General features: G+C 36.9%; 20 protein-coding genes. 5 read left to right on the top strand and 15 right to left on the bottom strand.

The annotated features are described in order from the left end of the window. Positions 1-106: 106 nt before the first annotated feature. The 3 genes from H4J50_RS00310 to mdh form a co-directional block, all read right to left on the bottom strand. The gene (locus H4J50_RS00310) at positions 107-1,120 is read right to left on the bottom strand and encodes an extracellular solute-binding protein (protein ID WP_182253754.1); all 1,014 of its coding nucleotides are present in this window, start codon (positions 1,118-1,120) and stop codon (positions 107-109) included. A 186-nt stretch (positions 1,121-1,306) separates the two neighbouring features. Next, complete coding sequence (locus tag H4J50_RS19805; RefSeq protein WP_182253752.1) at positions 1,307-1,708, bottom strand: YcxB family protein; 402 nt, start codon at positions 1,706-1,708, stop codon at positions 1,307-1,309. A 251-nt stretch (positions 1,709-1,959) separates the two neighbouring features. After that, a complete protein-coding gene (gene mdh, locus H4J50_RS00300) occupies positions 1,960-2,895 on the bottom strand; it encodes a malate dehydrogenase (protein ID WP_108457273.1) in 936 nt (311 codons plus the stop codon). A gap of 267 nt (positions 2,896-3,162) precedes the next feature. On the opposite strand from mdh, the gene argR reads away from it, so the two are divergent. Next, the gene (gene argR / locus H4J50_RS00295) at positions 3,163-3,636 is read left to right on the top strand and encodes a transcriptional regulator ArgR (RefSeq protein ID WP_108457274.1); all 474 of its coding nucleotides are present in this window, start codon (positions 3,163-3,165) and stop codon (positions 3,634-3,636) included. 239 nt (positions 3,637-3,875) lie between these two features. Here the strand turns inward: argR and H4J50_RS00290 are convergent, their stop codons facing one another. The 5 genes from H4J50_RS00290 to H4J50_RS00270 all read right to left on the bottom strand — a co-directional run bounded on the left by H4J50_RS00290 (position 3,876) and on the right by H4J50_RS00270 (position 8,811). Further along, positions 3,876-4,799 carry a Dyp-type peroxidase gene (locus H4J50_RS00290; protein ID WP_182253750.1) on the bottom strand — a complete coding sequence of 308 codons (924 nt, stop codon included), beginning with the start codon at positions 4,797-4,799 and terminating at the stop codon, positions 3,876-3,878. A gap of 196 nt (positions 4,800-4,995) precedes the next feature. Beyond that, positions 4,996-6,261 (bottom strand): ammonium transporter, encoded by a 1,266-nt coding sequence (locus tag H4J50_RS00285; RefSeq protein WP_108457276.1) that lies wholly within the window; start codon positions 6,259-6,261, stop codon positions 4,996-4,998. A gap of 9 nt (positions 6,262-6,270) precedes the next feature. Next, on the bottom strand, positions 6,271-6,609 hold the full coding sequence (locus H4J50_RS00280; protein WP_108457277.1) for a P-II family nitrogen regulator: 339 nt from the start codon (positions 6,607-6,609) through the stop codon (positions 6,271-6,273). A gap of 452 nt (positions 6,610-7,061) precedes the next feature. Beyond that, on the bottom strand, positions 7,062-7,910 hold the full coding sequence (locus H4J50_RS00275) for an HDOD domain-containing protein (protein WP_239059023.1): 849 nt from the start codon (positions 7,908-7,910) through the stop codon (positions 7,062-7,064). 100 nt (positions 7,911-8,010) lie between these two features. Further along, positions 8,011-8,811, bottom strand: coding sequence for a DUF2797 domain-containing protein (locus H4J50_RS00270; RefSeq protein ID WP_404842729.1), 801 nt, complete (start codon positions 8,809-8,811; stop codon positions 8,011-8,013). A 172-nt stretch (positions 8,812-8,983) separates the two neighbouring features. Between H4J50_RS00270 and H4J50_RS00265 the strand changes: the two genes are divergently transcribed. Then, positions 8,984-9,256: a GIY-YIG nuclease family protein gene (locus tag H4J50_RS00265; protein WP_182253746.1), complete on the top strand. Its 273-nt coding sequence runs from the start codon at positions 8,984-8,986 to the stop codon at positions 9,254-9,256. A gap of 131 nt (positions 9,257-9,387) precedes the next feature. Next, on the top strand, positions 9,388-10,101 hold the full coding sequence (locus H4J50_RS00260) for a DUF3581 family protein (protein ID WP_182253744.1): 714 nt from the start codon (positions 9,388-9,390) through the stop codon (positions 10,099-10,101). A gap of 117 nt (positions 10,102-10,218) precedes the next feature. On the opposite strand, the gene H4J50_RS00255 is transcribed toward H4J50_RS00260, so the two are convergent. Together H4J50_RS00255 and H4J50_RS00250 are read right to left on the bottom strand one after the other, a co-directional pair. Continuing rightward, complete coding sequence (locus H4J50_RS00255; RefSeq protein WP_182253742.1) at positions 10,219-10,473, bottom strand: PGPGW domain-containing protein; 255 nt, start codon at positions 10,471-10,473, stop codon at positions 10,219-10,221. A gap of 178 nt (positions 10,474-10,651) precedes the next feature. After that, positions 10,652-11,167, bottom strand: a complete 516-nt coding sequence (locus H4J50_RS00250) for a hypothetical protein (RefSeq protein ID WP_182253740.1) — start codon at positions 11,165-11,167, stop codon at positions 10,652-10,654. A 197-nt stretch (positions 11,168-11,364) separates the two neighbouring features. Here H4J50_RS00250 and H4J50_RS00245 point away from each other — a divergent pair, with 197 nt between their 5' ends. Further along, positions 11,365-12,255 (top strand): DNA ligase, encoded by an 891-nt coding sequence (locus H4J50_RS00245; RefSeq protein WP_182253738.1) that lies wholly within the window; start codon positions 11,365-11,367, stop codon positions 12,253-12,255. A 38-nt stretch (positions 12,256-12,293) separates the two neighbouring features. Then, a complete protein-coding gene (locus H4J50_RS00240) occupies positions 12,294-12,908 on the top strand; it encodes a LysE family translocator (protein ID WP_182253736.1) in 615 nt (204 codons plus the stop codon). A gap of 68 nt (positions 12,909-12,976) precedes the next feature. Here H4J50_RS00240 and H4J50_RS00235 read toward each other — a convergent pair whose 3' ends face one another. The 5 genes from H4J50_RS00235 to H4J50_RS00215 all read right to left on the bottom strand — a co-directional run bounded on the left by H4J50_RS00235 (position 12,977) and on the right by H4J50_RS00215 (position 18,860). Beyond that, entirely contained in the window at positions 12,977-13,870 is an 894-nt protein-coding gene (locus H4J50_RS00235) for a class I SAM-dependent methyltransferase (RefSeq protein ID WP_182253734.1), read from the bottom strand. 97 nt (positions 13,871-13,967) lie between these two features. Further along, entirely contained in the window at positions 13,968-15,392 is a 1,425-nt protein-coding gene (locus tag H4J50_RS00230; RefSeq protein WP_182253732.1) for a sodium-dependent transporter, read from the bottom strand. A 177-nt stretch (positions 15,393-15,569) separates the two neighbouring features. Then, complete coding sequence (locus tag H4J50_RS00225) at positions 15,570-16,409, bottom strand: HDOD domain-containing protein (RefSeq protein WP_108457287.1); 840 nt, start codon at positions 16,407-16,409, stop codon at positions 15,570-15,572. Between the two features lie 46 nt (positions 16,410-16,455). Continuing rightward, positions 16,456-18,150, bottom strand: a complete 1,695-nt coding sequence (locus tag H4J50_RS00220) for a M28 family metallopeptidase (protein ID WP_259366122.1) — start codon at positions 18,148-18,150, stop codon at positions 16,456-16,458. A gap of 230 nt (positions 18,151-18,380) precedes the next feature. Then, complete coding sequence (locus H4J50_RS00215; RefSeq protein WP_108457288.1) at positions 18,381-18,860, bottom strand: winged helix-turn-helix transcriptional regulator; 480 nt, start codon at positions 18,858-18,860, stop codon at positions 18,381-18,383. Positions 18,861-18,898 lie beyond the last annotated feature (38 nt).

Here is an 18,898-nt window from a genome sequence, read left to right as displayed (position 1 = left end):
TGACTACAATAGGTGACATTAGCGCTAAAGCAAAAAACCAGCTGAAAAATTTCCAGCTGGTACTTTTATTACCGATTATCACTCAGTGAACTCGAGATGTTGAGAGTTAGAGATCAAATTGTGCTTTATCAAGTAAAATCAATGCCGCTTTTCTATGTTTAGCGATAGTTTCAAGCGATAAGTTATCGGCTTTGAATTGTCCCCAAGAAGCGACTAATTTAGAAGGTTCTACACCAGGGCGAACAGGGTATTCCATGTTCGTTTGAGCATACATTTTTTGCGCTGGCTCTGAGACAAGAAAATTCATTAAAGTTAGGGCATTAGCTTTATTTGGTGCATATTTTGCCATGGCCATACCAGAAATATTAACATGAGCACCGCGATTACTTTGATTAGGGAAGTTAATATTAACAGCGTCTGCCCACACTTTTTGTTTTTCATCGTTAAGCATATTACCAAAGTAGTAACTATTACCTAATGATATGTCGCATAAGTTTTGATGAATAGCTTGTACTTGCGCTCGATCACTACCTTGTGGTTTACGAGCTAAGTTAGCTTTAACTTTTTCTAACCAAGTCAAAGTATCGGCTTCGCCATGTTCTGCGATCATTGAAGCGATTAGTGCTACATTATATGGATGCTTGCCGCTGCGAGTACAAATTTTACCTCGGTATTTTTCATCAGCTAGGTCTTCATAATTAAAATCAATTTTACCCAATCTTTTTGCCGAATAAATATTACGAACGCGTGTTGTTAATGCGTACCAGGTATTATCCGACGCTTTAAATTGTGCTGGAATTGCGGCCGTGAGTTCTGGCGATTGAACGGCTTGAAGTAAATGCTTGTCTTTTAATTCAATTAAGCGGCTAATATCAGTTGTTAATAAAATGTCGGCGGGACTATATTCGCCTTCACGTGCTAATCTTTCAGCCATGCCTTTCTTGGCAAAAACTACATTAACCTTGATACCCGTTTCTTTCGTAAACTCTTTAAATAATGGTTCAACTAAAAACGGTTGTCTATATGAGTAAACATTAACATCGTCATTGGCGAAAGCGCTATTACTCGTCGCTAAAATAGCGACTAAAACAAAAGAAGAAAACCAAATTTTATTCAACATGAAACCTGCCTAAACAATTAGAAAATTGATGAATTTATAGTTGCCGCAAGACTAATGAAGATACTTATCGCTGTCAAGGTTTTTGCGAATTATTCTCATTCAACTTTTATAGAACTTATACTAAATTTATATAAATATGATTAATAAGCTCACCAAAATAAACAATAGCTCCATCAAGGTAAATTATTAGCCCATTTTAGCTTTTAAAAAAGCCTGAGCTTGCTCATCAAGGCAACGGTTAGAAATATAATGCCTGCTATTACTATGTTTTATTAACCAACCATTTTCTGTTGCTGTTATTTGGTTAATATCACTAAATTTCATATTGTTATCATTATAGAATGACGATATGTGTATACAATCATCATCAATTTTGAGGGTAACTTCAGCTTTGGCGACTTTACTTAACATCTGACGTGCAACCCACCACGGCTTTTTATAGTGGCTACTAACAATTTCTAATACACCTAGCGTGAAAATAAACCAGGCTGCATAAGGGTTAAGCTCTGAAAAAATAACTAATACGGCACCAATTAACATCAAAACAGCACCTTTACGATACAGAGTGATGGGCGTTTGTGCCGGCACAGACTCCTCATAGCATTCACTAAAATGAGATTTGTCTAATATAAAGCTTGTTTGATAACTAAAGGGCTGGGTCATATTACAGTTATAATTAATGAAGTTGTGTGCATTTTACCTATTACTTAATCTAAATACTATTTTGTCACTTAAAAGTCTCTACCCTACATTTTAGAACAGGGAATTTAAGTGGCTTTAAACAAAATTTAGGCAATAAAAAACCGCGTAAACGCGGTTTTAAGCATGACGTTAAAAGATTAGCCGTTGATAAAATCAACACCTTCTTTAATGTCTGCATTTAATGTAGCAAGCATGTCATTTTTAGCTTTTTCTTCAAAAGCACTTAGCTCGCCGTAAGGTAAAATTTCAGTAATACCATTTACACCTAAACGTACTGGGTGAGCAAAAAATGGCGCATCGCCACCTTCAACTTCAACATAAGCGTAATCAACAACATCTTCGCCTTGTAAACCTTTCACTAAAGATAAACAAAAACGAGCAGCAGCAGCGCCCATTGAAAGTGTAGCAGAACCGCCACCAGCTTTAGCGTTTACAACTTCAGTACCCGCATTTTGAATGCGTGGTGTTAACGCTGCAACTTCTTCATCAGAAAAAGTAACACCTTCAACTTGTGAAAGAAGTGGTAAAATTGTTGTGCCTGAATGGCCACCAATTACCGGAACTTTAACTTCGCTTACGTTCAAGCCTTTTAATTCAGCAATGAAAGCTTCAGAGCGAATAACATCAAGTGTAGTCACACCAAAAACACGGTTTTTGTCGTAAGTACCTGCTTTTTTGAAAACTTCAGCAACAATTGGCACTGTACCGTTTACAGGGTTAGTAATAATACCAACCAAGGCTTTAGGGCAATTTGCCACTATACCTTCAGCTAAGGTTTTAATAATACCAGCATTAACAGCAAATAAATCTGCACGGTCCATACCTGGTTTGCGAGGCATGCCAGCAGGAATAATTACAATATCTGCACCAGTAAGAGCACCGGCTAAGTTGTCAGCACCAAAACCAGCAACTTTTACTGCTGTTGGGATGTGTGATAAATCAACGGCAACACCTGGAACTACTGGTGCAACGTCATATAAAGATAGCTCAGAACCTGCAGGTAATTGAGTTTTTAATAGTAAAGATAACGCTTGGCCGATTCCGCCAGCAGCGCCTAGCACAGCAACTTTCATTCGATGTCTCCGAAAATTTGAGTAATTACGTAAAAAAATTTGTTGGCCAAAAGATATATTATAACCAACAAAAAAACAATGTTTATACCAATTCTATCAAATATATTTCCCGCCTAGCGCGTCAATACTTAATTGAGTTAGTGTTATTCATCTGTATTGACCTATAAGGATAACGTATAATAAAAATTGTGAAATAATACTTAGGTATAATTTAGATATTATCAACCAACAATAGTCGACCATAATTTTATCACTTAATGGACCTATATGAGCGGACAAAACAAACAAGAAGCTTTAGTGCAAGCTTTCAAAGATTTATTAAATCAGGAACAATTTAGTTCACAAGGCGATATTGCTGATGCTTTAAAGGCTCAAGGCTTTGAAAATATTAGCCAATCTAAAGTATCACGGATGTTAAGCAAGTTTGGTGCGGTACGTACGCGTAATGCCCGCCAAGAAATGGTTTACTGCTTGCCTGCAGAGCTAGGAATGCCAACAGCTAAAAGCCCACTTAAGCAACTTGTTCTTGATATTGAACATAACGATGTAATGATAATCATTAGAACAAGCCCTGGAGCAGCACAGCTAATCGCTCGCTTACTGGACAGCTTAAGTAAAAGTGATGGTGTTTTAGGTACGATTGCAGGTGACGACACCATCTTCATTGCCCCAACTGACGTCAAAGCAATTAAACAAACCATTTCGAGACTTGAAGATTTATTCTTAAAAAATCTAACTTAACTGATTAAGCTAAATTTATATCACTAATTTAGCTTAATAAATCAAACTAAATTAGTGATTCTGATCAAGTACTGAGTAATGACTGAATAAGGGTTATGTATCTTTATACTGCAGCCTTTGAAAGCTAACCTACCTTTAAAATTAGCAAAAGATACTAAAATATAAATTCAGCGACACTAAGCATATATGCAGAAAATCAGCCTGGTTATTTTAAGCTCGCTTTCTTAATTTTATCAGCGTTACTCACCCAACTTTGCCAAAATATTTAAGCTAGGTACAAAAAATGCTGCGCCAGTTTCGGCTTGAGTATATTTAAGCATGTGGTCACTGTGACCATGTGCATCACCGCCAATCATACTTTTTAGCATTAATTCGAATGGCTCAGGTGAGTGGCAATAAGAAACAAAAAACAACCCTTGCAGCTTCATATCTCCATAAGGCATGCTTTGTCTTAATATTTCAATACTTTTGCCTTCACTATCTTTTAAATTCACGCGTTTTATATGAGATGTGGGCGCTTTGTTTTCTTCTGAATACTCTTCATTATTAACTTTAGTACGTGAAAAAACGTCTTCTTGTTCTTTCACTTCTAATGAATTCCATAAGTTCAGGTTATGACGGTATCGCTGAATATGTAAATAGCTGCCTGAAGCGAATTCAGCATCTTGTTCATCGTTAATCAAGGCCACACGTCGACGATGATGACCTTGTGGGTTTTCAGTGCCATCAACAAAACCCGTTAAATCACGGCCATCTAAAAATCGAAAAGCTCTTACTTGTTCAACCAACTCAACACTGTCAGCTAATAACTGACAGACCTTAGTCGCAACAATGTGATTTACGTCTGCACGATCACCGCGAATTTCAATATACAAATCGTAATTATTCGAGGGCGCTGTGCAATCTTCAATCGCCATTTCTGGAAATTGACGCAAATGCTTAGGTCGCCCATGGGGATAAAGTTCATCCCAAAAGTTGGTACCAATAGCAATAACACCAGCTAAATTAGCTTCAGAAAAACGATCAGCATATTTATCAAATAAAGCTGGCAACCGTGATAGTGCTTTACGCAAAAACAAATAGTTATCATCTAAGGCATTAAATAATAAATAATAACCATGAAGGCTAGGCTCTGCACACACGCCAAACTGCTCTCTTGCCATCTAATATCCACTAATAAAAAAATCGATTAATACCTAATTTTACACAGTTTATGACTAATGGCAGTAAACTTTGAAAAATATTTCAACGTTAGACTATTTTATAGCGTTAAGTTGAAGTAGTAATCGGTAAAAAAATAAGCCTGTGTAAATGAATACACAGGCTTAATGGTTTTAAAGCGACTAGTTTTAGCGTGACTTAGCCACGAGTAAACTCAGGGTAAGCTTCCATACCACAATCCGATTTATCACAACCTTCATATTCATCATCTTCACTTACTCTAATGCCGATTAATTTTTTCAAAATAAACCAAACAACAAAGCTTGTAGCGAATACCCAAACAAAAATAGTTGCCGCACCAATTAATTGGCCGCTAAAGCTTGAACCACTATTTGTCACAGGCACTAGTAATAAACCTAGTAAACCAACAACACCATGTACTGAAATAGCACCGACAGGATCATCAATTTTTATTTTATCTAAGCTGATAATTGATAACACGACAACAATACCTGCAATTGCGCCAAACAGTGTAGCTTGTATAGGTGTTGGTGTAGATGGCTCTGCGGTAATAACAACTAGGCCTGCTAATGCACCATTGAGTGCCATGGTTAAATCAGCTTTTTTGAATAACAATTTAGCAAATACTAATGCTGCTATAGCACCGGCTGCAGCTGCGGCATTGGTATTTAAGAAAACCAAAGCCACTGAGTGTGAACTAGCAATATCACCTAGCTTTAACACTGAACCGCCGTTAAAACCAAACCAACCCATCCATAAAATAAAGGTACCTAAAGTTGCCATAGGTAAGTTTGAACCTGGTATAGCGTTTATTTGACCATTTTTACCGTATTTACCTTTACGAGCACCTAACAGTAAAACACCAGCTAAGGCTGCTGCTGCACCGGCCATATGTACAATACCTGAACCAGCAAAATCTGAGAATCCAAGCTCTGAAAGTGTGTATAAACCAAACACGGCGTTACCACCCCAAGTCCAGCTACCTTCCATTGGATAAATCACACCCGTTAACACAACCGCAAAAGCTAAAAATGCCCATAACTTCATACGCTCAGCAACGGCACCTGACACAATAGACATCGCTGTTGCTACAAAAACTACTTGGAAAAAGAAGTCTGATGCAGCTGAATATATTGCCGCGCCAGTGAAACCATCTTCTCTTGTAGAGAAATCAGCTAACACTTTTGCAGGATCAACCGTTTCTATACCTGATAAAAACATGCCGCCACCGTACATAATGTCGTAACCGACAAATAAATACATCATGCAAGAAATAGCATAAAGAGCGACGTTTTTAGTTAAAATTTCTGTGGTATTTTTAGCTCTAACTAAACCAGCTTCTAACATTGAAAAGCCAGCAGCCATCCACATGACTAAGGCACCACAAATTAGAAAATAAAAAGTGTCCATTGCGTACTGTAGTTGAAAAATATTTTGTTCCATGATTTTCTCCTATATCGCTTCTATGTCTTGTTCACCAGTACGAATTCGTACGGCTTGCTCAAGGTCATAAACAAATATTTTGCCATCACCAATTTTACCGGTATGCGCCGCTTCAGCTATCGCATCAACTAACCGTTGTACAAACTCATCATTTACAGCGATTTCAAGTTTAACTTTCGGTAAAAAGTCTACCTGGTATTCAGCACCACGATATAATTCGGTATGACCTTTTTGACGACCAAAGCCTTTAACTTCACTAACAGTTAAACCTTCAATGCCTATCTCAGAAATGGCCTCTCTGACATTATCAAGCTTGAATGGCTTTATAATTGCGCTTACTAGTTTCATGTTATATTTCCCTTAATTATTATTAACTATTCCTTATCAAGCTTTATGCCAAAAAAAATAACAATTAAAAACAAAAGGTTAGTGATTTTCATGCCGAGATAAACGCACCACAATAGTGCGAATCAAATTGATTTGAGAGCAACTGGTGCAACATTTATTACCATGATGGAGGGGCGTAAAGTATTTTATAGAGAAACGTAATTTAACGAAGAAAGACTTGCGTATTGATATAAATTTAATCAATAGGAGACTTAAATTTAAAAAGAAAAAATGAATTAACAGTGATTATTTTTGTACTGTAAACAAACTAATGTCGGTAAGTTTAGCCAAAATAACTAGGCTGCAGACTAACCTATATCAATCAGCTTAACGTTACGAATGTCTAAAAGTGAAATGCAATGACCATCATATTGAATAGGTTTTAAACATGATGACCATCAGTAATTTAGCCACTAAAAAATGGTAGCGGCACTGGGGTTAATAATCGATAAAATACTCAAACGCTCGAAATCACAATAATTAATTGTTCCTTGTAGCATTTCATCGTCAATAAGTAACTGTTGCATAGCATTATCAGGAAATAACAACTCAGCATCGTGTGCACTGCAGTCGAATTGACTCAACATAATTCTTTTTGATAAATAGAGTAATTTAATTTCGTCTGTACTGTAAGTAAAGTCGCTATTATCTTGATTACGAATAGGCTCTATAATACTAAAAGGCAATTGCCATTGTTTTAAAAGCTCTGCAGCGCAATCAGCATAGGTAAAGCCAAGTGTCTTTTTTTGTTTATCCCACGGCAATTCAGTAGCGGTAAATTTGTTCGCAACTACGGCTTTCTCAGGGGCTATTTGTTGAACAACAAGTTCACCCAAATTATGTAGAAGACCAATAAGAAATAAGCGCTCTGCATTGGGAATTCTCAGGTTAACACCTAGATACTTTACTATTAGTGCGCAATCTACACTTTTACACCAAAAATCATCTAAATAGTCTTGTTCTACGTCTAACGCTTTAAATGCACGACTAGTGAAAAAGGCGATAACCAAATTATAAACTTCAGTAATACCTAACACCAAAACAGCTTTTGATATGGTGTCAATTTTACCTGGGTAGCTAAAAAGTGAACTATTAGCGAGTTTTAATATGGTTCCTGCTAATGCAGGATCCAATATTATTACGTCAGCAATATCGTCAATCGTAGAATTGTCATCATCGATCAGCTCTTTAATACGGATAAAAGAATCTGAAAGTACAAATATTTCACTGGCTTGTTGTGCATAGTCGTTTTCATTCATCATAATGATCCTAAAATCTCATTCATCGCTACAAATAACTCAATTATAAATACAATCTCAAGTAATAAGTTTAGTTTAGCCTATGTAATATCAAATAAAATAATTAACTTGCCTTCAAGCTTACATGGTAAGAGGTAAACTTCCTGATATTAATAACACCGGTGTCAAAAATTAAATATTGCCCTTTTATACCAAGTAAAACACCTGAAACCTCAGCTGTTTTATCAAAGTTAAAAGATGAAATTTTGGTTAAATATTGCGTTACAGGAAAATGTAAATCTACAATATCTTCATCTAATGCTATGACAGCATCAGTGCCATACTTAAGGCTAACACTTGCTAATTTTTCTGCTATTTTTGGTTTTAGCTCTTCTGCAATTGCTTTTAGATCTATGTTTTCAGCACTACCTTTGAGCATTGCGCGCCAATTGGTTTTATCCGCGATAAACTCCGCTAAAGCAATTTCTACTAAACCAGACTGTAAGCGAGTACTTACTTTAAAGATAGGCAATGCTTGAGTGGCACCTTGATCAATCCAGCGAGTAGGTATTTGTGTATGACGCGTAATACCGACTTTTAAACCTGAAGTATTTGCCAAATAAACATAATGCGGGATCATACAATTGCTTTCTCCCCATTGCGGATCTCGACAAGTGCCTTGCTCAAAATGACAAGTTTCTGGCTTCATAATACACATATCGCATTGTGCTAATTTTTGCATACAAGGGTAACAATAGCCTTGAGAATAACTCTTTTTAATTTTTCGACCACAGTGCTGACAATCTATATGGCCGGTAAAATTTAGCGTCAGGTGCTTGGAAATAAGTGGATTTAATTCGACTTCTTGTTCGCCTAAAACCATACGATAATTTACCGTACCGTCTGCGTCTAAATCCGCTCGCATTTTGCGCAGAGCACCCGCTTCTATTTGCAACATATCTCAACCTATTATTTTTTTAGGGTGTAATAATATAAAAATCGACTTCTAGCAGCTAGCATTAATTCAATAATACCTCGAATATCTAGACAAAAGTTGCGAAAATGCGTGAATAGTTCACCGATCAGACACTTAATTTATGTGGTATGTTTATTTTCTTCGCTGTGCTGACAACAGCCTTTATGCCGGCATTACTACGTCACTTGAACGACGTTTGTATGAGCACAACGAGTGCAACAAAAAAGCAGCAAAGTATACTCGTGTCCGTCGACCAGTCACATTAGTCTATGCTGAGCCGCAATTAAATCGTCAGGAAGCAAGTCGTCGTGAATATCAGCTTAAGCAGTTGAGTAAGCAAAATAAAGAGCAACTTGTGTCTCAATATTTTCATTCCAGTGACTCACATAAATAACCAACAAACCTCTAAAGGCCCTACAATTACTGGTCTGCTTTGTCTGTTAAAGATGAATAAACTTCGATCTTAATCCATCATACTGATAGAATAGCGCCGATTTCAACACCTTAAAGTGATAGTAAATAGCCATGTTTTTAGAAAATTATTGCCAAATTACGGATGATAAAATTAGTTTCACACGTCAACAGGCGAGCGATTTTGCAAAGCAAATTGCTGACGATTTTAATCCGCTTCATGATATACAAGCAAAGCGTTTCTGTGTGCCTGGTGACTTGCTGTTTTCATTAATTTTAGAGCGTGCTGGTTTACACAAAGAAATGAGTTTTAAGTTCTCAGGTATGGTTACCGATGCTACTAAGTTAACGATTCCAACAGAAATAACCACTGCAGCGAGTATTGTTGACGATAATCAAAAAGAATATCTGAATATGTCTGTATCGGGTGACTACACAAAGAGTAGCAAAACCATCACGGCGTTAACTCGAGCTTATGTTGAGTTTTCAGGACACACCTTTCCTCATATTCTTGTCGAATTAATGAAAGAATGCCAGGTTATGATCAACCCTACTCGCCCTATGATCATGTACGAAAGTATGTCAATTCATCTCGATAATCTAGATTTTGAAGAAGTGACATTAAAGTTATCGTCAACCACACTCGATATTGATGGTAAACGCGGAAATGCCTGCTTATCATTTGATTTAGTTTCAAAAGGTCAAGTGATCGGGAACGGCAAGAAATTCATGCTATTAAGTGGTTTAAGAGATTATTGCCAAGAAACTATTGATAATATTGTTACTCAATACAATGATACAAAAGCACAATATTTAACACAGAGATAATCACAAACCTCAAAATACCCACCAGATTTAAACGGCTCGATTAAGGTAAAGGTAAGTCATTACGATTTAAGCTAATGACTTATCTAGTACTTAATTATGTTTAGTTGTCACGCTTGCTTAACTGCGTAGTTTCCTATTCAACCAATGCATGGCTTGGTCGGCTTTAATAGCCACCCGACGAAAATAACGTTGGCTTTTTTTGAGCCAAATTTTAGCCCAATCAAACTCTAAACTTAACAAAGCTAGGCCCAGCGGAATAAATAATACCGCAGGACCAGGTAGTAATATGAATATTGCTCCTAACAACAAACACACAAAGCCTAGCAAAGTTAGTGCTAAGCGTTTTATCTTTTCTGATATGTTATTTGTCATAATAGACCTTTAAGTTATTTTTTCTTACATCATTAATGGCAAGTAATAGTAAGTAATAGCAAAGGTCGTTCCAAAAAATATTATTCATATTTATCAAGTAAGTAAGAATCAGCTTTAAAAATTCAGCAGAATATTGTGGTTTAAAAAACAATTTAATAGTGAAAATAACAACAAAGTTTTAATAATAATTATCAAATTCAATTTGCTGACGGCGCTTGTCTTCAACACAGGCGGCAAACTGTTGAGTTGATTTTGGCCGAGCACACATTTTCGCGGGTTTATAAAATGATAACCAAGCCTGTAATTTTTCAACTTGGTATTTAGAGCGCACTACAACAGGGTGATCACTGGCAAAAGGTATTAAAGGTTTAATCGCCTTATACGGCTTTTGCTCTGCCCTTACCGTAGTAGATTTAAGTGTCTTTTTTCTGCGTTGTTTCGCAACTTTTTTCTGCTTTTTTTTCTTTGTTTTAGGTTTGAGTTTACCCGTTTCACATTGCCACCATGTATTTCGAGCTTTAGACTCTTTAACTGCTAAGCTTTGACTACGCTTGTTTGAGTTAGATTGACGTTGTTGCGTTTGCACATTGTCGAGTTTACTTCGATACCCTTTACAGTGCTTTTTTCCTGCTGTTACTGTCATTGAAAATAATAAACTCATCGTCAGTAGACTAAAAATAATTATTTTTTGCATTGGCTTTCATCCATTGAATTCCATAGTAAGCCAGAGTGTAGTCAAGATTGAGAAAAAGTCGACTTAATCGATAACGCCTATAATTAGCTCATTCATCAAGTGATAAACCAAATCAAAAAAATACTTCTATACTGTATTCGAATCTAGCCAACAAAAGCGCTAAATACTTTAAAGTTACTTTAGATTAAGGGACAAGGATGTTTCATTCAATTAGCTACCATAAATTTTTCTCCACTTTGTTTCTGATCTCTATTTTCATCGTTCAATTATCTGATGTGCAAGCTCAGGAAATGATAATCGATAAAAAAAGTCAGGCTAAACCTCAGCTACAGCACGCTACTAAATATTATGAAGATGCGGTTATTAATGATTACTGGGTTAGCGAAAAGCTCGATGGTGTTCGTGGCTATTGGACTGGAGATAAATTATTAACCCGCAAAGGAAACAATTTAAATCCACCCGCATGGTTTATTGAACATTGGCCTAAAATGGCAATGGGTGGCGAACTGTGGAGTGACAGAGGACAATTTGAACAAATCAGCGCCTGTGTTCGACGAAAAAAATCAAACGGCTCATGTTGGAAGAAGCTAAAGCTTATGCTATTCGATTTACCCCATCAACTGGGTGACTTTAATCATCGTATATCACTTATGAAGCAATTGGTAAAAAACAGTAATTCACCGCATTTAGCTATGATTGAGCAAAAAAAAGTAGTTTCCAATTCTGATTTGTTGGCTTGGTTAACAGAGGTTGTTGAGGACAAAGGCGAAGGTTTAATGCTGCACCTTTCAACCGCAAAATATAACATTGGTCGCAGTAAAAATTTATTAAAACTGAAAAAGTATCAAGATGCTGAAGCCGTGGTAATAGCACATCTGCCTGGTAAGGGAAAATATAACGGATTACTCGGTGCCATTAAAGTCAAAACACCTGAAGGGATCATATTTAAAATAGGTAGCGGATTTACTGACTTGCAACGTAAGCACCCGCCAAAAATTGGCAGTGTAATAACCTATAAATACATTGGTAAAACACAACGAGGTGTGCCAAGATTTGCCAGTTTTCTGCGAATTAGAAATACACATTAGTTAGTTCAATTAAGTAATCATTTTAAGGCATTTAACGTATGGAATTTCATTTATGGTTATCATTGGTGGTTATTTGCATTCTTGGTGCTTTATCACCTGGTCCTAGCCTTGCTTTAGTCATTAAAAACACATTAAACGGTGGTGTTAACCAGGGTTATGCAACAGCGATTAGTCATGGCTTAGGGGTTGCGCTTTATGCTGCTATTACCGCCACAGGTATTGGGTTGTTGATAGTACAATCACCGATGATATTCGCAACAATAAAATATGCTGGAGCTGCATTTCTTTTATATTTAGGCATTAAAGCCTTGATGAGCAAACAGCAAAATATAAAGCTTTCTCAACAAAATGGTGATTTTGATCCAACAATCAATGGTTGGAGAGATGGTTTTTTAATTGCTTTTTTAAACCCTAAACTGGCAATTTTCTTTTTGGCCTTATTTAGCCAATTTGTTGAGCCTGATGCAAGTTGGCAACAAAAAGGAGTGATGACTGCAACCGTTGGCATTATAGATATGCTTTGGTATGTCATTATTGCTTTTACTCTGTCTCGTGGGCCGATTTTAGAAAAACTAAAAGCTAATAGTCATATTGTGGATAAAATTACCGGCAGCTTTTTAATTTTATTAGCGGCGCGCGTGGTACTTAATTAATAAAAATATTATTCCAATGATATATGCTTGAATAACCTATTTATTCAAGCATATAAGTATTTAAGTATTTAAACTTGGGGGTTATAAATGAAATATAAACACTTTAAACCTTTACCTTCATGCGCCTCTTTAAAAACTGCGGGTGCATTAAGTTGATATTGAAACTCGCAGTCAGGGCACTCTCTTGCAACTTCCGCTAATAAAAATTCAATATTAAGGTCGGGCGAGTTTAAACACAGTAAGACATCACCATTATCTGACATTAAATCAGGTAAGCGGCGGATAATTTTCTTATAATCTCGTTCAATATCAACACTGCCTTTTTGAAATGATGGCGGATCTGAAATAAGTAGTTGATATGGTCCATGCTTTTTCAAGCGACCGTATGACTTAAAAATATCAACACCTTCAAATATGACTTTGTTGAGATCTTGATGGTTCAGTCGGTGATTTTCTCGTCCTTTGGTTAATGAGCTTTTACTCATATCGATATTGACAACTTTTGACGCATTACCCGCTAAAGCTGCAACAGAGAATGCACAGGTGTATGAAAATAAGTTTAACACGCGTTTATTCTCGCTATGCTGTTTAACCCACTCACGACCGTTACGCATATCCAAAAACAAGCCTGAATTTTGTGCTTTTCCTAGATTAATATGGTATTTCAAACCATGTTCTAACGCCGTTAGATTGCTTATATCTTGCCCCCAAACTAACTCGCACGGGGCAAATTTACGGCAGCGATATTGCACTTGAATAGATTGGCACTTATCGGTCAACATGCGTAACTGAGCAATCTGTTCAGCTAACCACTCTGCTTCAACTTCTTGGTATAAACTGATCAAAATCACCGGATCAAACCAATCAATATTGACATGTGAAAGCTCAGGAAATGCATGACCACGACCATGAAATAGTCGCTGGCTTTCACTAAAGTCACATGGCTGGATAAATTCAATCATTATAAGAAGTGCTCGCTAAAAAAATAAGGCCGGATAATAACAAATTATCCGGCCTTAGGTATCATACCCATTAAAATAAATTACACAGTTACATCAGTTAAAAACCAAAAATACTATAGCCAAAGAACTTTTGCAGTACCGTATTTAGAAAAATACTAAAGACAATAACCGGGATAAATGTGCCGAGCGAGAAGTTAATATACTTTTCTACCCATGAGCCTTTATAGTTTGCGTTACCTATCGACAACTCTTCTGATAATTGTAATCTCTTCCAACGATAGCTGACAAAAACACACAATAGAAAGCCATTAAGCGGTAAAATAGTATCGTAGAAAACATCATAAATCACATCAAAGAATGAGCGTGTACCGCCCGCATAGTAGGTAAATTCTGTAAAGTATGAAACCATTCCGAAAGACAAAGTAGCGAACACAGTCAATACACCTGCAGTCATCAATAAAATAGATAACGCCTTCTTACGACTGTGTTTTTTCTCCGTAACTAAATAAGATACTGGCACTTCTAAAATAGAGACTAGTGAGGTTATCGCTGCAAAAAATACCAATATAAAGAAGAAAGCCGCGACAGCACTTGCACCGATATAACCAATTGATGCTTGTAACGCTAAAAATATTTTCGGTAAGAATGTAAAGATTAACGATACTGAGCTATCGCTTAACTCCGCAGGATTTACGTTAGGATTAAATGAAAACACAGCAGGTAAAATCATTAAACCAGCAGTGAAAGCTACGGCGGTATCCGTTAACGCTACCAATTTTGCAGAGCCGACAATATCAGTTTTACGGTCAATATAAGAACCATAAGTGATCAATATGCCCATGCCTAAGGATAATGAGAAAAATGCTTGTGATAAGGCGCCATTAATCACCGCAGGGGTAATTTTAGATACATCTGGAATTAAAAAGAACTTAACACCTAAAAGTGCATTATCTAGAGTTAGAACATATATCACCATCACCAGTAACATAATAAATAAAGTCGGCATCAATATCTTTGATGCGCGCTCAATACCGTCTTTAACGCCAGCGACGAGTATAAAATTAACTATACCTGCAACCACAATCATACCAGCGAAAATATAAGGACTATTTACAAACTCTCCAAAACCTTTGTTACTCGCTAAATAGTCTAAATTTCCGCTTAAGGTTAATACGATATAACCAAAAATCCAAACGGTTAAAACCATATAAAAAACAGCGATCATAAAAGGAGTTAATACACCAAGAAAACCGGCAGCGCCCCAAGCCCTACTTCCACCACTTAAGGCTTTATAAGCTCCAACAGGTTCTTTTGCTGTTTTGCGACCAACGGCCATTTCCGCAACCATTACGGGTAAACAGATAAAAAACACAAAAAGAGCATACATTAATAAAAATGCACCACCTCCATTTTTAGCTGCATTCACCGGAAAACCAACCAAATTCCCGATACCAACAGCTGAACCAGCAGCTGCTAAAATGAACCCTAAGCGGGAACTGAAATGCTCTCTTTCTGTACTCATAAATGTCCTTCATTGTATTTTTTTAGGGCTAATAATTATAATTTTTATTCACAGCGCCCGTTTTTTATTTAGATGGATAACTGACTGATGCTAACAAGCTTTTTTCCCAAAGTCTTGTATTTGAAATGCGTCAATAGTTTGCAGGTGTATCATATTTGTTGCACCTGCTATTGTTGATTAACCGTAAAAATTAGCATTCATTATATTGAGAATGTTTTCCGTTTCTATAGCCGCAAAATTAGCGGCTGCTTCTAGATCATCCGTTGATACTTTTAGGGTATTACATATCGCAGCATCAATACTGTCATCGTAACTAAAGTCCTCAGGATGGCACTCAACTAATGCTAGTCTTGATGCTAAATATAGTACCTGAACATCTTTATTGATTTGAATATTATGAGCGTTATTGTAATGGCGAATTGGCAAAATTATTTTTTCTGGTATTTGCCATATTTTTAATAACTCGGCAGAAACTTCGGTATAAGTAAAACCTAACACCTGCTGCTGTAATTGCCAAGGCAACAAATCGGCATGGTAAGCTTCACATTGCTTAGCAAGCTCTGGTGATATTTTTGCCACAATTAACTCGCCAAAGTTTTGCAATAAACCCGCAACAAATAATCGTTCTATATCTCGAATACCGGCGGTTATTGCTAAATTTTTAGTCGCTAAGCCACAAAAAACGCTCATATGCCAAAAACGTTTTAAATCAATTGAGTCATTTGAAAAGTGTTTAAACGCTGTTGCAGCAACATCGACTAGCATCATGTTGTAAATAGCTTGTGTACCAATAATGGTAATCGCACGTGAAATAGTGCTTATTTCACCTGGAAAACTATAAATTGCACTATTAGCAATTTGCAACAAGCGCGATGTCATTGAGGGATCAACACTGATTACGTTAGCGAAATCTTCGATAGTTGAGTCGTCGTCTTCCATTAACGCTTTTATTTTAAAACACGCGTCAGGAAGCGCAAAAGAACCATTTGCCTGTTGGGCATATTCAAGGGCATTCATCAATTAATCATTCCTAATGTAAATGTTCACAACTTTTAGATAAATATTATTGCGCAAATGTTAAACCAAAAAAGTCACCTACATGCCACTGCGGACGAGCAGTTTGGTTAGCTATTTCTAAGCCTATCATCATATTAACTAGCGCAAAATTTGCCGCTGCTTGATAATTTATCGGTAATGTAATTTCATCACTATGTTGATGATAGTGATTTTTCAAAAAGTCACCAAATACCTCACCACCATCTATGTTCTCATCTGTTGATTTAAAACCAGTCATCAAAAATACCGATGGAATACCAGCTTTAACAAAACTGTAATGGTCACTACGGGTAAAAAGTGCTTGTTCTGGCATTGGGTCTTCACTTAGCTCAATATCAACTTTTTTTGCTGCTGTTGCCACAATGTTACCTAGCGTTGAATGCGTAGAACCAAAAGCGATAACATCGGCAAATGGGTACAAAATTAGCGGCATATCCAAATTCACATTCGCTACGAGCTGCGTTACCGGAAGCGTTGGGTTATTTGCAAAGTAGCTTGAGCCTAATAGGCCTTTTTCTTCACCTGTAACTACGACAAACAATACTGAGCGTTTAGGTTTTATTGGCATTTCAGCTAACAAACGAGCAGTTTCAAGTAAAATAGCAACCCCTGATGCGTTATCAAGTGCACCATTATTAATGGTGTCTTCACTATCGCCATGCGAACTAATACCAATGTGATCTAAGTGCGCACTAAACACAACATATTCATTTTTTAATTTTGCATCACTCCCCTCTATAGCTGCGATAATATTAGGGCTAGTGATCTGTTCATGGCGAGAGTTATTCTTCAACGTAACTTGATAAGGTAAGTTAAACCCCTTAATCACGGTATTATTTGAATCTGCTGCATAAATATCGACTAAGTTAAACTCTGCCCCCTCAAAAAGCGCCTGTGCTGCATCTTGTTGAATATATGCACCAGAAATTAATGTAGGTTGCTTGCCAAATGGAACATCATCTTTCGTCAACCAACTTAAGCGTGGTGTGTTGGCATATTGTGCAGATTTTTCAAAACTTCTGACCAATTCACGTTTAGGTGTATGGATAGTAATAAAACCAACTGCTCCATGTTCAGCTGCATGACGACTTTTTTCTGCGCTAGAGCCAATATGAGCTCCCTCTTCAGAAGGTAAATCATCAGGTCTACCAGTTAACGCTACTACAATTTTGCCTTTAACATCAATATTTTCATAATCGTTATAGCCAAACTCTTCAGAGATAACGCCATAGCCCACAAAAACAGTAGGGGCAGTAATCGCGCTTTCATTTTTTAAACTAGAACCCGACATTAAAAACTGATTAATATACTCAAGCTCAACATCACCTTTTAAGCCGTGAATAACAGCACTTGCGGAGCCATCAACTAGGTAGGTTTTACGAAAGCGAACTTGTTGTTCAAAGCCTTCAGAATCGCCGCCTATATTCTCCCCTTTAGGCGTTAACCCTAATTGTTTAAAGTATGACTTTACATAGTTGGCTGCAATTTGGTATCCGTTACTACCTGTGTCTCGCCCTTGCAATGTGTCGTCAGCAAGGAATTCAATATGCGCTTTAATGTTGTCAGCGTTAACTTGGCTAGCTCCCGCTTCGCTGCTGGTATTCACCGGCGTTGTGGGTGACTTATTACAGGCGGATAATGCTATGAAAGCAACGGCGATAAGGCTAAATTTTTTGATCATGTTTGATGGGAGTATATTCATGGAGTCTCATTAACTTCTGCTAAATGGCTTGAAAAACATTTTACCTATTTAGCTTTATTATTTTAATAATTACATCTCAGCTTTTTTAAAAAATATATCGTAATAAAAAGAGCTAAAAAACGTCTACAGACACTATATCGACTGTTATGTAAAAAAACTAGCTCACAATGCCAAATGCAAACATATTGGAAATCGCTAGGTGTTACTATAACTTTGCATTATAGCTATTGTTAATCAAAAATAGGGATGCCAGAGTGGCGTTTTACATGTTCCATAACAACATATGTGTGCGTTTGAGATACCGCTGGCAAGTCGACAATACTTCCGAGTAATATGCGATAAGCTTCCATATTTTCGAAGCGCAGTTTAAGTAGGTAATCAAAGCCTCCCACTACCATGTGGCACTCAGCAACCTCTTTTATTTGCACTACCTGTGAACGAAATTCATTAAAAATATCGGCAGTCGTTCGATCAAGTGTTACTTGAATGAACGCTGTCATACCGCACTTTAATTTACTGGCATTTAAAAAAGCACCGTAACGCTCAATATAGCCTTCTTGTTCAAGGCGTTTTACACGTTCTAGGCAAGGGCTAGCACTTAAATTAACGTGCTGTGCTAACGTGTTGTTTGATATTCGACCATTTTTTTGTAAAATGTCTAAAATAGTTAAATCAATACGATCTAGCGTTCTCGGTTTGCTATTTATCATTGTTCAGTCATTTTTATGGTTAGCATTACAGAATAAAT

This window comes from Colwellia sp. 6M3, from assembly GCF_014077595.1.
GTDB lineage: Bacteria > Pseudomonadota > Gammaproteobacteria > Enterobacterales > Alteromonadaceae > Cognaticolwellia.
The sequence above is the reverse complement of the archived record's forward strand: the minus strand, read 5'-3'. Positions and strand labels throughout refer to the sequence as shown.

Coding starts and splice junctions, on each gene's coding strand:
- H4J50_RS00240 (WP_182253736.1), top strand. CDS start 12,294: ATGGAATTTCATTTATGGTTATCATTGGTGGTTATTTGCATTCTTGGT.
- H4J50_RS00250 (WP_182253740.1), bottom strand. CDS start 11,167: ATGCAAAAAATAATTATTTTTAGTCTACTGACGATGAGTTTATTATTT.
- H4J50_RS00235 (WP_182253734.1), bottom strand. CDS start 13,870: ATGATTGAATTTATCCAGCCATGTGACTTTAGTGAAAGCCAGCGACTA.
- H4J50_RS00310 (WP_182253754.1), bottom strand. CDS start 1,120: ATGTTGAATAAAATTTGGTTTTCTTCTTTTGTTTTAGTCGCTATTTTA.
- H4J50_RS00260 (WP_182253744.1), top strand. CDS start 9,388: ATGTTTTTAGAAAATTATTGCCAAATTACGGATGATAAAATTAGTTTC.
- H4J50_RS00215 (WP_108457288.1), bottom strand. CDS start 18,860: ATGATAAATAGCAAACCGAGAACGCTAGATCGTATTGATTTAACTATT.
- H4J50_RS00280 (WP_108457277.1), bottom strand. CDS start 6,609: ATGAAACTAGTAAGCGCAATTATAAAGCCATTCAAGCTTGATAATGTC.
- H4J50_RS00230 (WP_182253732.1), bottom strand. CDS start 15,392: ATGAGTACAGAAAGAGAGCATTTCAGTTCCCGCTTAGGGTTCATTTTA.
- H4J50_RS00265 (WP_182253746.1), top strand. CDS start 8,984: ATGTGGTATGTTTATTTTCTTCGCTGTGCTGACAACAGCCTTTATGCC.
- H4J50_RS00270 (WP_404842729.1), bottom strand. CDS start 8,811: ATGCGAGCGGATTTAGACGCAGACGGTACGGTAAATTATCGTATGGTT.
- mdh (WP_108457273.1), bottom strand. CDS start 2,895: ATGAAAGTTGCTGTGCTAGGCGCTGCTGGCGGAATCGGCCAAGCGTTA.
- H4J50_RS00245 (WP_182253738.1), top strand. CDS start 11,365: ATGTTTCATTCAATTAGCTACCATAAATTTTTCTCCACTTTGTTTCTG.
- H4J50_RS00275 (WP_239059023.1), bottom strand. CDS start 7,910: ATGATGAATGAAAACGACTATGCACAACAAGCCAGTGAAATATTTGTA.
- H4J50_RS00285 (WP_108457276.1), bottom strand. CDS start 6,261: ATGGAACAAAATATTTTTCAACTACAGTACGCAATGGACACTTTTTAT.
- H4J50_RS00220 (WP_259366122.1), bottom strand. CDS start 18,150: ATGAATATACTCCCATCAAACATGATCAAAAAATTTAGCCTTATCGCC.
- H4J50_RS00255 (WP_182253742.1), bottom strand. CDS start 10,473: ATGACAAATAACATATCAGAAAAGATAAAACGCTTAGCACTAACTTTG.
- argR (WP_108457274.1), top strand. CDS start 3,163: ATGAGCGGACAAAACAAACAAGAAGCTTTAGTGCAAGCTTTCAAAGAT.
- H4J50_RS00225 (WP_108457287.1), bottom strand. CDS start 16,409: ATGAATGCCCTTGAATATGCCCAACAGGCAAATGGTTCTTTTGCGCTT.
- H4J50_RS00290 (WP_182253750.1), bottom strand. CDS start 4,799: ATGGCAAGAGAGCAGTTTGGCGTGTGTGCAGAGCCTAGCCTTCATGGT.